The sequence below is a fragment of the Trinickia sp. genome (assembly GCF_051953405.1).
In the GTDB taxonomy this organism is placed as follows: domain Bacteria; phylum Pseudomonadota; class Gammaproteobacteria; order Burkholderiales; family Burkholderiaceae; genus Trinickia.
Genome location: NZ_JBQCIV010000107.1, coordinates 1 through 12,383 on the forward strand (window position 1 = coordinate 1; position 12,383 = coordinate 12,383).

13 protein-coding genes and 1 tRNA gene are annotated in these 12,383 nt (G+C 62.8%); 12 read left to right on the forward strand and 2 right to left on the reverse strand.

Annotated features, from left to right (window positions below; genetic code table 11):
- Positions 1-1,095, reverse strand: a 1,095-nt coding sequence (locus tag ACTHN9_RS18730) for an NAD(P)/FAD-dependent oxidoreductase (protein ID WP_440538273.1), incomplete at its 3' end; no start/stop codon positions are given.
- A 211-nt stretch (positions 1,096-1,306) separates the two neighbouring features.
- Between ACTHN9_RS18730 and ACTHN9_RS18735 the strand changes: the two genes are divergently transcribed.
- The gene (locus ACTHN9_RS18735; RefSeq protein ID WP_440538274.1) at positions 1,307-2,086 is read left to right on the forward strand and encodes an SDR family oxidoreductase; all 780 of its coding nucleotides are present in this window, start codon (positions 1,307-1,309) and stop codon (positions 2,084-2,086) included.
- 58 nt (positions 2,087-2,144) lie between these two features.
- Positions 2,145-2,576, forward strand: coding sequence for an acyl-CoA thioesterase (locus ACTHN9_RS18740; protein ID WP_440538284.1), 432 nt, complete (start codon positions 2,145-2,147; stop codon positions 2,574-2,576).
- 143 nt (positions 2,577-2,719) lie between these two features.
- Here the strand turns inward: ACTHN9_RS18740 and ACTHN9_RS18745 are convergent, their stop codons facing one another.
- Positions 2,720-3,265 carry a LuxR C-terminal-related transcriptional regulator gene (locus tag ACTHN9_RS18745; RefSeq protein WP_440538275.1) on the reverse strand — a complete coding sequence of 182 codons (546 nt, stop codon included), beginning with the start codon at positions 3,263-3,265 and terminating at the stop codon, positions 2,720-2,722.
- Positions 3,266-3,504: 239 nt separating this feature from the next.
- Here ACTHN9_RS18745 and ACTHN9_RS18750 point away from each other — a divergent pair, with 239 nt between their 5' ends.
- From ACTHN9_RS18750 to rplT, 10 genes are all read left to right on the forward strand, one after another.
- Positions 3,505-4,209: a CoA transferase subunit A gene (locus ACTHN9_RS18750; protein WP_440538276.1), complete on the forward strand. Its 705-nt coding sequence runs from the start codon at positions 3,505-3,507 to the stop codon at positions 4,207-4,209.
- 1 nt (position 4,210) lies between these two features.
- Positions 4,211-4,852 carry a CoA transferase subunit B gene (locus tag ACTHN9_RS18755; RefSeq protein ID WP_440538277.1) on the forward strand — a complete coding sequence of 214 codons (642 nt, stop codon included), beginning with the start codon at positions 4,211-4,213 and terminating at the stop codon, positions 4,850-4,852.
- A 184-nt stretch (positions 4,853-5,036) separates the two neighbouring features.
- A complete protein-coding gene (locus tag ACTHN9_RS18760; RefSeq protein ID WP_440538278.1) occupies positions 5,037-5,966 on the forward strand; it encodes an alpha/beta fold hydrolase in 930 nt (309 codons plus the stop codon).
- 66 nt (positions 5,967-6,032) lie between these two features.
- Positions 6,033-6,386: a RidA family protein gene (locus ACTHN9_RS18765; RefSeq protein WP_440538279.1), complete on the forward strand. Its 354-nt coding sequence runs from the start codon at positions 6,033-6,035 to the stop codon at positions 6,384-6,386.
- Between the two features lie 45 nt (positions 6,387-6,431).
- A complete protein-coding gene (locus ACTHN9_RS18770) occupies positions 6,432-8,666 on the forward strand; it encodes a RelA/SpoT family protein (RefSeq protein ID WP_440538280.1) in 2,235 nt (744 codons plus the stop codon).
- Positions 8,667-8,735: 69 nt separating this feature from the next.
- Positions 8,736-8,812 (forward strand) — tRNA-Val (locus ACTHN9_RS18775).
- 284 nt (positions 8,813-9,096) lie between these two features.
- A complete protein-coding gene (thrS, locus tag ACTHN9_RS18780) occupies positions 9,097-11,004 on the forward strand; it encodes a threonine--tRNA ligase (RefSeq protein ID WP_440538281.1) in 1,908 nt (635 codons plus the stop codon).
- A 49-nt stretch (positions 11,005-11,053) separates the two neighbouring features.
- On the forward strand, positions 11,054-11,575 hold the full coding sequence (infC, locus tag ACTHN9_RS18785) for a translation initiation factor IF-3 (RefSeq protein WP_440538285.1): 522 nt from the start codon (positions 11,054-11,056) through the stop codon (positions 11,573-11,575).
- 236 nt (positions 11,576-11,811) lie between these two features.
- Positions 11,812-12,009 carry a 50S ribosomal protein L35 gene (gene rpmI, locus ACTHN9_RS18790; RefSeq protein WP_440538282.1) on the forward strand — a complete coding sequence of 66 codons (198 nt, stop codon included), beginning with the start codon at positions 11,812-11,814 and terminating at the stop codon, positions 12,007-12,009.
- Between the two features lie 30 nt (positions 12,010-12,039).
- Positions 12,040-12,383: 50S ribosomal protein L20 (rplT, locus tag ACTHN9_RS18795; RefSeq protein WP_440538283.1), on the forward strand; the 344-nt coding region annotated here is incomplete at its 3' end.

The following is a 12,383-nucleotide window of genomic DNA, read 5'->3' on the forward strand; positions in this document are numbered from 1 at the left end:
CGCATCGAACGCCGCCTGCGCCGCGAGCATGCCGCTCTTGATCGCGGCGTGGCTGCCCTTGATGCGCGAGGCGTTCAAAAAGCCCGCATCGTCGCCCACCAACGCGCCGCCCGGGAACACGAGCTTGGGCAGCGACATCAAGCCGCCCGCCGTGATCGCCCGTGCACCGTATGAAATGCGCTTGCCGCCTTCAAGAAACTTGCGGATCTCGGGGTGCGTTTTATAGCGCTGGAATTCCTCGAACGGCGACAGGTACGGATTCGTGTAGCCGAGCCCGACCACGAAGCCCACCATCACCTGGTTGTTATCGATGTGATAGAGGAACGAGCCGCCGTACGTTTGCGTATCGAGCGGCCAGCCGGCCGTATGGATGACGAGCCCCGGCCGATGCTTGGCCGGATCGATTTCCCAGAGTTCCTTGATGCCGATGCCGTACACCTGCGGGTCGGCGTCTCGGTCGAGCTGGAACTTTTCGGTCAGGCGTCGGCCCAGATGCCCGCGCGCGCCTTCGCAGAACAGCGTGTACTTCGCGTGCAGCTCCATGCCGAGCTGGAAGTTTTCCGTGGGCTCGCCGTCCTTACCGATGCCCATGTTGCCCGTGGCCACACCCTTGACCGAGCCGTCCTCGTTGTAGAGCACTTCGGCTGCGGCAAAGCCCGGGAAGATTTCGACGCCGAGCGCTTCGGCCTGCTGACCGAGCCAGCGCGTGACGTTCGCCAAACTGATCACGAAGTTGCCGTGATTCTTGAAGTTATCGGGCAGGGCCCAGTTCGGCGTTTTGACCGCCCCCTTCTCCGTGAGGAACAGGAACCGGTCTTCGGTCACCTCCACGTTCAAAGGCGCGCCTTTCTCCTTCCAATCGGGGATCAGCTCGCCGATGGCGCGCGGATCCATCACCGCGCCCGACAGAATGTGCGCGCCGATCTCGGAACCCTTCTCGAGCACGCACACGCCGATCTCGACGCCCTTGTCCTGCGCGAGCTGCTTGAGCCGGATGGCCGCGGACAGGCCCGCGGGGCCGCCGCCGACGATCACGACGTCGTATTCCATCGATTCGCGCGGACCGTACTGCTCGATCAGACTTTCGGGGGTCATTGGGGCTCCTTAACCTTAACCATTAGAATGCTTTTTTTCGGGTTCGTATTGTCAGCGAACGGTAGGGTCGCTGCAACTGGACGAGAGAAGATTAGCACGATCGTTCTATTTGCGTGGTAGAGTGGCGGCACCGCGCCTTGGGCCGTTTCGTTGCCGGATGTCCCGCGATTCGATCGCGCATCGCACAACTTCACTGATTAGAGGAACGAGAATGGGCCGTTCGATCAACCTGGAAGGCAAGGTCGCACTGATTACGGGCGCCTCGAGCGGGCTCGGCAAGCGCTTCGCACTGGTGCTGTCGCAGGCGGGGGCGAAGGTGGTGCTGGCGAGCCGGCGCGTGGAGCGGCTGAAGGAACTGCGCGCCGAAATCGAGGCGTCGGGCGGCGCGGCGCACGTCGTCTCGCTCGACGTGACGGATTACCAAAGCATCAAGTCGGCCGTCGCGCACGCCGAGACGGAGGCGGGCACGATCGACATCCTCGTGAACAATTCGGGCGTGTCGACCACCCAGAAGCTGACGGAAGTCACGCCGGCCGATTTCGAATACGTGTTCGATACGAATACGCGTGGCGCATTCTTCGTCGCGCAGGAAGTCGCCAAGCGCATGATCATGCGCTCGGGCAATGCGGTGCAAAAGCCGGGGTACCGGATCATCAACGTCGCATCGGTGGCCGGGTTGCGTGTGCTGCCGCAGATCGGCGTGTATTCGATGAGCAAGGCGGCGGTCGTCCACATGACGCGCGCGATGGCGCTCGAGTGGGGGCGGCACGGGATCAACGTCAACGCGATCGCGCCCGGCTATATCGACACCGAGATCAACCACCATCATTGGTCGACGGAGCAGGGCCAGAAACTGCTGGCGATGCTGCCCAGGCATCGCGTGGGCCGGCCCGAGGATCTCGACGGCTTGCTGCTGCTGCTCGCGGCCGACGAATCGCAATTCATCAATGGTGCCGTCATTGCTGCCGACGACGGGTTCGGCCTGGCGTGACGTCGCGCTCAACTTTCTTTTGTCGTAGGCGTATCGAGAAGTGGAACAAGCAGTGACGATCAACGATTACCAACGCGTATTCGACATGTCGATCCCGATTCGGTGGGGCGACATGGACGCGTTCGGGCACGTCAACAATACCGTGTACTTTCGCTACATGGAGCAGGTACGGATCAGCTGGTTCGAATCGGTCGGCATCGTCGGCGGCGCCGAGCAAGGCCAAGGCCCCGTCATCGTGAATGCCTCGATGGAATTCTTGCGGCAGCTGCATTACCCGGGCGACGTCATCGGCGTCATGTCGGTGGGCAAGCCGGGGCGCAGCAGCTTCGATACCGGCTTCGAACTACGGCGATCGGACGATCCAGGCACGCTCTATGCGCGCGGCACGGCGCGCTGCGTCTGGATCGACTACGCCGCGGGCCGGTCCGTGCCGCTGCCCGATCGGCTGCGGCAGTTGCTCGAACACCCTCATCTCGTCCACGCGGGCTGACGAGCGCCATCGGGCGAGGCCGGCCGGGGTGGCGCCGAGGTAAGGGCACTCGGGCGCCCCGCCGCCGTGCGTGTCCGCTCGCGGCGCCTCGGTGGTGCCTCGGTGGTGTCTGAGCGGCGCCTCAGCTATGCCTCGACGGGGCCTCAGTGGCCGAGCAACCGTTGCAGAAGTTCGGTGGCGTTGCCCGTCCCGTATTTGCGCATGAGCCGCGCACGGTAGATGTCGACCGTGCGCGAGCTGATGTCGAGCACACGGCCGATCTGCTTGCTGGTCTTGCCCGTCGCGAGCTGCGCGGCTACTTCCCGCTCGCGCGGCGTCAGCTCGATGGCCACGCGGCGCGTCGCACTCAAATCTTCGAAGGTCCACACCCCCGCAGCGAGCGGGGCTTGGCGCTCGAGCGCCCGGCCCGTCACGTGGCACCAGAACAGCTCGCCGTCGGCGCGCTTCATGATCCGGTCGTCGGCGTAGCTGCCTTGAGCCGTCATGATCGGCCCGATCCGTTCGCCGATGCGCACGAACTCGTCCGCCGACGGATACAGCACTTCGAACGAGCGGCCGATCAGCGCCGCGCGATCGCAGCGGAAGATCGCGGCGACGGCGTCGTTGCAATCCTCGATGATCCGGTCGCGCGAGAGCACGAGACCGATCGGCGCGAGATGGAAAGCGGTTTGATAATCGATTTTGGACATGGATCGCGTCGAACCGGCGCTGGCGCGGGCTTTCGCTTATGTATTTTTGCGTATTGTGCCGCAATCGCCGCCCATCGTACCCTTTGGGACATTCAATCGAGTGCGGCGCGTATGGTAGACGAGCAGATGAACGGATACGCGTTCCGACGACTAAAATGGGCATCGCTTGCATTCGATGTCGACCAATGCACTCGTGCCGATCCGATTTCACGGATTTCCATCATGGAAGGGACACACAGATGAACAAAGTCTATCCAAGCGCGGCCGCCGCGCTCGAAGGCATCGTCGAAGACGGGCAGACGTTCGCCGTCGGCGGCTTCGGGCTGTGCGGCATTCCCGAAGCGTTGATCGCGGCCTTGCGCGATACCGGCGTGAAGGGCATCACCTGTATCAGCAACAACGCCGGCGTCGACGGTTTCGGCCTCGGCGTACTGCTGCAAACGCGGCAGATCAAGAAGATGATCTCGTCGTACGTCGGCGAGAACAAAGAGTTCGAGCGCCAATATCTGTCGGGCGAACTCGAACTCGAATTCACGCCCCAAGGGACGTTGGCCGAAAAGCTGCGCGCCGGCGGCGCGGGCATTCCGGCGTTTTTCACGCGCACGGGTTACGGCACGATCATCGCCGAGGGCAAGGAAACGCGTCAGTTCGGCGATAGCCACTACGTGCTCGAACCGTCGCTGACAGCCGACGTCGCACTCGTGAAGGCGTGGAAGGCCGACAAGGCCGGTAACCTCATTTACCGCCGCACCGCGCGCAACTTCAACCCGATGTGTGCGATGGCGGGGCGGATCACGGTGGCCGAGGTGGAGGAGATCGTCGAAGTCGGCGCGCTCGATCCCGATGCGATTCATACGCCGGGCATCTTCGTTCAGCGCATCGTGCTCAATGCGCATCCGGAAAAACGCATCGAACAACGCGTCGTGCGCGCGAAAGGAGACTGACATGGCTTGGACTCGTGACGAGATGGCCGCGCGCGCGGCGAAGGAACTGCAAGACGGTTTCTACGTGAACTTGGGTATCGGGCTGCCGACGCTGGTGGCGAACTACGTGCCCCCCGGCATGGACGTCTGGCTGCAATCGGAGAATGGGCTGCTCGGCATCGGCCCGTCGCCGACCGAAGAGGAACTCGATGCCGATCTGATCAATGCGGGCAAGCAGACGATCACGACGCTGCCGGGTTCGTCGATCTTTTCGTCGGCCGATTCGTTCGCCATGATTCGCGGCGGCCACATCAATCTGGCGATCCTCGGGGCGATGCAGATCAGCAAGAACGGCGATCTCGCGAACTGGATGATCCCGGGCAAGATGATCAAGGGCATGGGCGGTGCCATGGATCTGGTGGCGGGCGTAAAGCGCGTCGTCGTCCTGATGGAGCATGTCGCCAAGGGCGATCAGCACAAGATTCTCGAGTCTTGCACGCTGCCGCTCACGGGCGTGGGCGTCGTCAATCGGATCATTACGGATTTGGGCGTCATCGACGTCACCGAGGCGGGCCTGAAGCTTGTCGAACTGGCACCGGGCGTGACGGTCGACGAAATCAAGGCCAAGACGGGGGCGCCGCTCGATACGAGCGCGGTGCACTGAAATTGCGCGATACTTAGGGCATGGGCGGCGCATCGACGCCGGGCAACCTTAGGGTCTACCGCGGCGCGAATCGGCTGAGCCGTTCGCGTCGCGACAATGAGACGGGTGAGGCGAGCGCTTCGCCCGTTTTCATTTGGTGCGGATTTTCGCGCAGTACTTTCCACGATTTCACGAGGACGATCCGATGAGCGAGCCGACCCCTGCCGGCGTGCAAGCCGGCCTTACCGCCCGGTTGGGGCCCCCGCGCGAACGCGAAGTGCAATGCGCCAATCCCGCGGGCCTGCATCGCATGGCCTATACGGAATGGGGCGATCCCGACAATCCGCGCGTGCTTGTTTGCGTGCACGGGCTCACGCGATCGGGGCGCGATTTCGATCGCGTGGCGGCAGCGCTGAGCGACGTTTATCGCGTCGTGTGTCCCGATGTCGTCGGCCGCGGCCGCTCCGATTGGCTGCCCGATCCGAACCGGTACGCCGTGCCGCAGTACGTGGCGGACATGGTGACGCTCATCGCGCGTCTGAACGTCGAGACGGTGGACTGGTTCGGCACCTCGATGGGCGGCCTCATCGGCATGACGCTGGCCGGCTTGCCGAACTCGCCGGTGCGCAAGCTGCTCATGAACGACATCGGGCCGCATATCGAGCCCGAGGCGCTGCGCCGCATCGGCGGGTACGTGGGCGAGCGCGTGCAGTTCGCGACGCTCGAGGAAGGGATCGCGCATGCGGCTTCCCTGGCCGCTACGTTCGGACCGCTCACGGCCGACGAGTGGCGCGAGATCAACACGCCGCTCTTCGCGCAGCGCGATGACGGCGCCTGGGCCTTTCGCTACGATCCTGCGATCGCGGTCCCGTTCGGGACGACCACGCCCGAGGCGGCCGCGGCCGGCGAGGCGGCGCTTTGGCATTGGTTCGCGGCGATCGATGGGCCGGTGCTGGTCGTGCGCGGCGAAACGTCGGATTTGCTCTCGCGCGAGACGGTTGCGCGGATGATCGAATGCGGCCGTTCGGTCCAGTGCGTCGAGATACCGGGCGTGGGCCATGCGCCGGCGTTTCTCGACCCGCAGCAGATCGCGCTCGCGCGTCGATTCTTCTGCGATGCCGGGCACGCGTCATAATAGCGATCTGCGGCACCGGCGCAGCGGTGCCCGATGCTCCTCTTTTCACCGAACAGGGACTTTGAAATGGCAGTCATTCGTCATCACGTCGGCAAGCGCCTCTCGGAAATCGCGATCCACAACGGCACGATCTATTTGGCCGGACAGATCGCCGAAGACACGGCGCAGGGTATCGAAGGGCAGACGCGCGAAGTGCTGGGCCATATCGACCGCCTGCTCGCGGAAGCGAACAGCGACAAGTCGCACCTGTTGTCTGTGCAGATCTACCTGTCGGACATGATCCATTTCCCCGGCATGAACGCTGTGTGGGACGAGTGGGTGGCACAAGGGGCCACGCCGCCGCGTGCGACGGTCGAAGCCAAGCTGGCCAATCCCGATTGCCTCGTCGAAATCGTCGTCGTCGCTGCCCAACGCAGCTGAACGCATCGGTCCTTCGCCGTTGCTGTTGAATAAGAGAGTCGAACGTTGAACGCCGATACGGCCGTCGCCGGCGCCCCACCGTTGCCTTCCTACGAGGATGCGCTCGCCTTTGTGCGCGAGCACGCGGGCGACGCACGTCTATCGTCGGGCGAGCTGCTGGCCGATCACGCGGCCGGCACGGCGTCGATCGTCGGCAAGCTCAACGTCGATCCGCCCGCGGTGTTGGCGGCGGCGCTGTTCGCGCTCACGCCGCATCTTGCCGATCCCGAGCGCTTGATTGCCGAACGCTTCGGCGAAGAAGTGGGGCAGCTCGTTAGCGACGTACGCAAGCTGTTGCGTCTCGGCACGGTGAGCCTGAAGGCGGCGAGCAATGCGCTGCCCGAGGCGGGCCGCGATGCGCAGGCGGCCCGCCGCGCGCAAATCGAAGCGCTGCGCAAGATGCTGCTTGCGTTCGCGCAGGACATTCGGGTCGTGTTGATTAGGCTCGCGTCGCGTTTGCAGACGCTGCGCTACTACGCGGCCGCGAAGCAATCGCCGGGCGCCGACGTCGCGCGCGAGACACTCGAGATCTACGCGCCGCTCGCGAATCGCCTCGGCATCTGGCAACTGAAATGGGAACTCGAGGATCTGGCTTTCCGTTTCCAGGACCCGGATACCTACAAGCGTATTGCCAAGCTGCTCGACGAAAAGCGTGTCGAGCGCGAGACCTATGTGGCCGAGGCGATCGGGCGGCTGCAACAGGAACTGGCGGCGGCGCAGATCCCAGCGGAAGTGAGCGGGCGCCCGAAGCATATCTACAGCATCTGGCGCAAGATGCGCGGCAAGTCGCTCGACTTCGCCGAGCTGTACGACGTGCGCGCGTTCCGTGTCATCGTCCCGGATATCAAGGATTGCTACGCCGTGCTCGGCATCGTCCACAACCTGTGGCAGCCGGTGCCGAAGGAGTTCGACGATTACATCTCGCGGCCGAAGCCGAACGGCTATAAGTCGTTGCACACGGTGGTGATGGGCGACGACGGCCGCGCGTTCGAAGTGCAGATCCGCACGCACGAGATGCATCGCTTCGCCGAGTACGGCGTGGCCGCGCACTGGCGCTACAAGGAAGCCGGCGTGCGCGGCTACGGCGGGCAGTTCAGCGCGAGCGAGAAATACGACGAGAAGATCGCCTGGCTGCGGCAGCTGCTGGCCTGGAAGGAGGACGTCGCCGAAGGCGAAAGCCCGTCGGCCAAGCCTTGGGAGCAACTGCGCTACGCCACGCTGGATGACGACCACATCTACGTGCTGACGCCGCAGGCGCGCGTGATTGCGCTGCCGCAGGGGGCGACGCCGCTCGATTTCGCGTATCACTTGCATAGCGAACTCGGTCACCGGTGCCGCGGCGCGCGAGTGGACGGGGCCATGGTGCCGCTGAATACGCCGCTGCAAAACGGCCAGACGGTCGAGGTCGTCGCGGTGAAGGAGGGCGGCCCGTCGCGCGACTGGCTCAACGCGCAGCTTGGCTACCTGCAAAGCCACCGTGCCAAGCAGAAGGTGCGCGCCTGGTTCAACGCCATCGAATTGCAGGAGAACATCGCGAACGGCCGCGCGATGGTCGAAAAGACGTTACAGCGCGAAGGCAAGACGTCCGTCAATCTCGACCAACTCGCGGCCAAGCTCGGCTTCAAGTCGCCCGACGATCTGTTCAACGTCGTGGGCAAGGAAGAGTTCAGCTTGCGCAGCATCGAGCAAGCGCTCTCCGATACGGCGCCGCCCGAGCCGCAAGAGGACACCCCCGAGCAGTTCGAGAAGCGCGGCAGCGGCGCGAGCGTCGCGCGCGGTGCGTCGACGGGCGTGCTCGTCGTGGGCGTCGATGCATTGCTCACGCAACTCGCGCGTTGCTGCCGGCCCGCGCCGCCCGACGCGATCAGCGGGTTCGTCACGCGCGGCAAGGGCATGTCGATTCACCGCAGCGATTGCGCGATGTTCCAACGCATGGCCGCGCGCTCGCCCGAGCGCGTGCTGCAAGCGGCGTGGTCGGCCGATGTGATGGGCGGGCGCGGCTCGTCCGTCTATCCCGTCGATATCGCGATCGAGGCGCACGATCGGCAGGGCCTGTTGCGCGACATCTCCGAAGTGTTCGCGCGCGAGAAGATGAACGTGGTCGGTGTGAAGACGATGAGTCGGCGCACCTCGGCGTTCATGCAGTTCACCGTGGAAGTGTCGAGCGCATCGCAGATTCAACGCGCCTGCACGTTGCTCGGCGAAGTGGGCGGCGTCGTGCGCGCCACGCGCCGTGCGTAGCTTTTTTCATGTGAAAGCATAAAAGGGGTTGCCAAGGTTCGATAGGCCCCATATAATCGCTTCTTCTTCAGGCTCGTAGCTCAGCTGGTTAGAGCACCACCTTGACATGGTGGGGGTCGTTGGTTCGAGTCCAATCGAGCCTACCAACGAAAAACGAATGTCCGGCGATGTGGTTTGGCCGGGTATTCAACGGCAGTCAAAGGCGCGAAAGCGCACAAGGCGAATACGGTTATGACACCGCGAACGTTGACCGAAACTTTTTCGGAGCGACGCTAGTCGAGGACCTCTTTCGCCCTGTTAGTCTGATTGTCAGTGAAAGTGAATGCGGCCCCTCGAAAGCGGGGCCGCATTTTTTTTATTCGTCATTTTTAGTTTGTTGCCGCCAACCGGTTGTTTTTGATGCCGCGCTCGGCATCTCGGAGAGAACGCAATGGTTTCGATACGCTTGCCCGACGGTTCGTCTCGACAATACGATCACCCGGTCACGGTAGCCGAGGTGGCGGCCTCGATCGGCCCGGGGCTCGCGAAGGCCGCGCTCGGCGGCAAGCTCGACGGCGAACTCGTCGATACGTCCGCGCTGATCGATCGCGACGCCTCGCTTGCGATCGTCACGGAAAAAGATCCGGACGGCCTCGACATCATTCGTCACTCCGCGGCGCACTTGCTGGCCTACGCGGTGAAGGATCTCTATCCCGAGGCGCAAGTGACGATCGGGCCCGTGATCGACAACGGCTTTTACTACGACTTCGCTTATCAACGGCCGTTTACGCCCGAGGATCTCGAGAAGATCGAAAAGCGGATGCAAGAACTTGCGAAGAAGGACGAGCCCGTCTCGCGTCGCGTCGTCTCGCGCGACGAGGCCGTGGCTTACTTCAAGAGCATCGGCGAAAAGTACAAGGCCGAGATCATCGAGTCGATCCCCGCGAGCGATGAAATCAAGCTCTACTCGCACGGCGGCTTCACCGATCTGTGCCGCGGCCCGCACGTGCCGTCCACGGGCAAGCTCAAAGTCTTCAAGTTGATGAAGGTGGCCGGTGCGTACTGGCGCGGCGATTCGAAGAACGAGCAGCTGCAGCGTATCTACGGCACGGCTTGGGCGAAGAAGGAAGAGCAAGAGGCGTATCTGCACATGCTCGAGGAAGCCGAGAAGCGCGATCACCGCAAGCTCGGCCGTCAGCTCGATCTGTTCCACCTGCAAGACGAATCGCCCGGTATGGTGTTCTGGCATCCGAAGGGCTGGTCGCTGTGGCAGCAAGTCGAGCAGTACATGCGTCGCCGCGTGAATGCCGACGGCTATCTCGAGATCAAGACGCCGATGATCATGGACCGCTCGCTGTGGGAAGCGTCGGGCCATTGGCAGAACTATCGCGAAAACATGTTCACGACGGAATCGGAAAAGCGCGATTACGCGATCAAGCCGATGAACTGTCCGGGGCACGTGCAAGTGTTCAAGCACGGCTTGCGCTCGTACCGCGATCTGCCGTTGCGTTACGCCGAATTCGGCTCGTGCCATCGTAACGAAGCGTCGGGCGCGCTGCACGGCCTCATGCGCGTGCGCGGGTTCGTGCAGGACGATGCGCACATCTTCTGTACGGAAGCGCAGTTCATCGAGGAATCGATCAAGTTCAACACGCTCGCGATGAGCGTCTATCGCGATTTCGGCTTCGAGCACATCGATATCAAGCTCTCGCTGCGCCCGGAACAGCGCGCGGGGACGGATGAGATTTGGGATCGCGCGGAAGAAGGGCTGCGTCAAGCGTTGACGGCGTGCGGGCTTCAGTGGGAAGAACTCGCAGGCGAGGGCGCCTTCTATGGCCCGAAGATCGAGTACCACATCAAGGATGCGCTTGGCCGGTCCTGGCAGTGCGGCACGCTGCAGCTCGACATGGTCCTACCCGAGCGGCTCGGCGCGGAGTTCGTGGCGGAAGACAACAGCCGCCGCCGCCCCGTCATGCTGCACCGGGCGATCGTCGGTTCGATGGAGCGTTTCCTGGGGATTCTGATCGAGCACCACGCCGGCGCGATGCCGCCGTGGCTGGCGCCGACGCAGGCCGTCGTCATGAATATCGCCGAAAGTCAAGCGGATTACGCCCAGGCGGTTGCTCAAACGTTGCAAAAACAAGGGCTTAGAATCGAGCTCGATTTGCGCAACGAGAAAATTAGCTATAAAATACGCGAGCATACGCTCGAAAAAGTGCCGTACCTCCTCGTGGTGGGCGACAAAGAGCGTGAAGCACAAACGGTAGCCGTGCGTGCCCGTGGCGGTGTCGATCTGGGCGTGATGCCGATCGATGCCTTCGTTGAGCGCTTGCGTCATGAGATCGAGGCGTTCAAGTAGCCACCGTGGCAGCGCGGCTCGTTTTTTTAATTTTTAGAGGAATCGGGAAATAGCTACTGATAAGGGGCACCGCATCAACCGTGAGATTAGCGCACCCGAAGTGCGTCTAGTCGGAATCGACAACGAGCCGCTCGGCATTGTGAAACTGGCTGATGCTTTCCGCATGTCGGAACAGCAGGACGTCGATCTGGTGGAAATCGCCCCGCAGGCGGTTCCCCCGGTCTGCCGTTTGATGGATTACGGCAAGTTCAAGTACCAGGAAGCGAAGAAGCAGCACGAGGCCAAGCTCAAGCAGAAGGTCATCCAGGTCAAGGAAGTGAAGTTCCGCCCGGGTACCGACGACGGCGATTACAACGTCAAGCTGCGCAATCTCGTGCGCTTCCTGGAAGACGGCGACAAGACGAAGATCACGTTGCGTTTCCGCGGGCGCGAAATGGCGCACCAGGAAATCGGTATGCGGATGCTCGAGCGCTTGCGCACCGACCTCGAAGAAGTGGGTCAGGTCGAGCAGATGCCGAAAATGGAAGGGCGCCAGATGATCATGGTGCTCGCGCCGAAAAAGAAGAAGTAACGTGCGGCGCGCCGCCGTCCGGCCACGGTTCGTGGGGGGCGGCCCGTGCGACGAAGCAGTACGTGTTTTGCCAAGCAGATTTCGGCGTGGCGTCCGGCGGGTTCGGGCGTCATGCCTGAAAGCGCGGCGGCCGGCAACGGCCACGCCGCAGACAAGTGGACTGGGTTTCGAAGGGCGGAACTGGGGCTTTTTGCCGGCCGCACACCCATCGCCATCTAATAACGGAGTTGTTCGTCATGCCTAAGATGAAGACCAAGAAGAGCGCTGCAAAGCGCTTCGTGGTGCGTCCGGGCGGTACCGTCAAGCGCGGTCAAGCCTTCAAGCGCCACATTCTTACGAAGAAAACCACGAAGAATAAGCGTCACCTGCGCGGTTCGGCAGCGGTGCACGAGTCCAACATGGATTCCGTGCGCGCCATGATGCCCTTCGCCTAACCCTCAACCTTTACTCACAGGAGCGAAACAATGCCTCGAGTCAAACGTGGGGTTACGGCACGTGCCCGCCACAAGAAGATCATCAACCTGGCCAAGGGTTACCGCGGCCGTCGCAATAACGTCTACCGCATCGCGAAGCAAGCGGTCATGCGCGCAGGCCAATACGCCTACCGCGATCGCCGCAACAAGAAGCGTGTATTCCGTGCGCTGTGGATCACGCGTATCAACGCGGCGGTCCGTCAGCACGACATGACGTACAGCGTGTTCATCAACGGCCTGAAGAAGGCGTCGATCGAACTCGACCGCAAGGTGCTGGCCGATATGGCCGTGTTCGACAAGGCCGCTTTTGCCGCGATCGTGAAGCAGGTGAAAGC

Coding starts and splice junctions, on each gene's coding strand:
- thrS (WP_440538281.1), top strand. CDS start 9,097: ATGGTTTCGATACGCTTGCCCGACGGTTCGTCTCGACAATACGATCAC.
- ACTHN9_RS18760 (WP_440538278.1), top strand. CDS start 5,037: ATGAGCGAGCCGACCCCTGCCGGCGTGCAAGCCGGCCTTACCGCCCGG.
- ACTHN9_RS18735 (WP_440538274.1), top strand. CDS start 1,307: ATGGGCCGTTCGATCAACCTGGAAGGCAAGGTCGCACTGATTACGGGC.
- ACTHN9_RS18755 (WP_440538277.1), top strand. CDS start 4,211: ATGGCTTGGACTCGTGACGAGATGGCCGCGCGCGCGGCGAAGGAACTG.
- ACTHN9_RS18745 (WP_440538275.1), bottom strand. CDS start 3,265: ATGTCCAAAATCGATTATCAAACCGCTTTCCATCTCGCGCCGATCGGT.
- rpmI (WP_440538282.1), top strand. CDS start 11,812: ATGCCTAAGATGAAGACCAAGAAGAGCGCTGCAAAGCGCTTCGTGGTG.
- ACTHN9_RS18765 (WP_440538279.1), top strand. CDS start 6,033: ATGGCAGTCATTCGTCATCACGTCGGCAAGCGCCTCTCGGAAATCGCG.
- ACTHN9_RS18750 (WP_440538276.1), top strand. CDS start 3,505: ATGAACAAAGTCTATCCAAGCGCGGCCGCCGCGCTCGAAGGCATCGTC.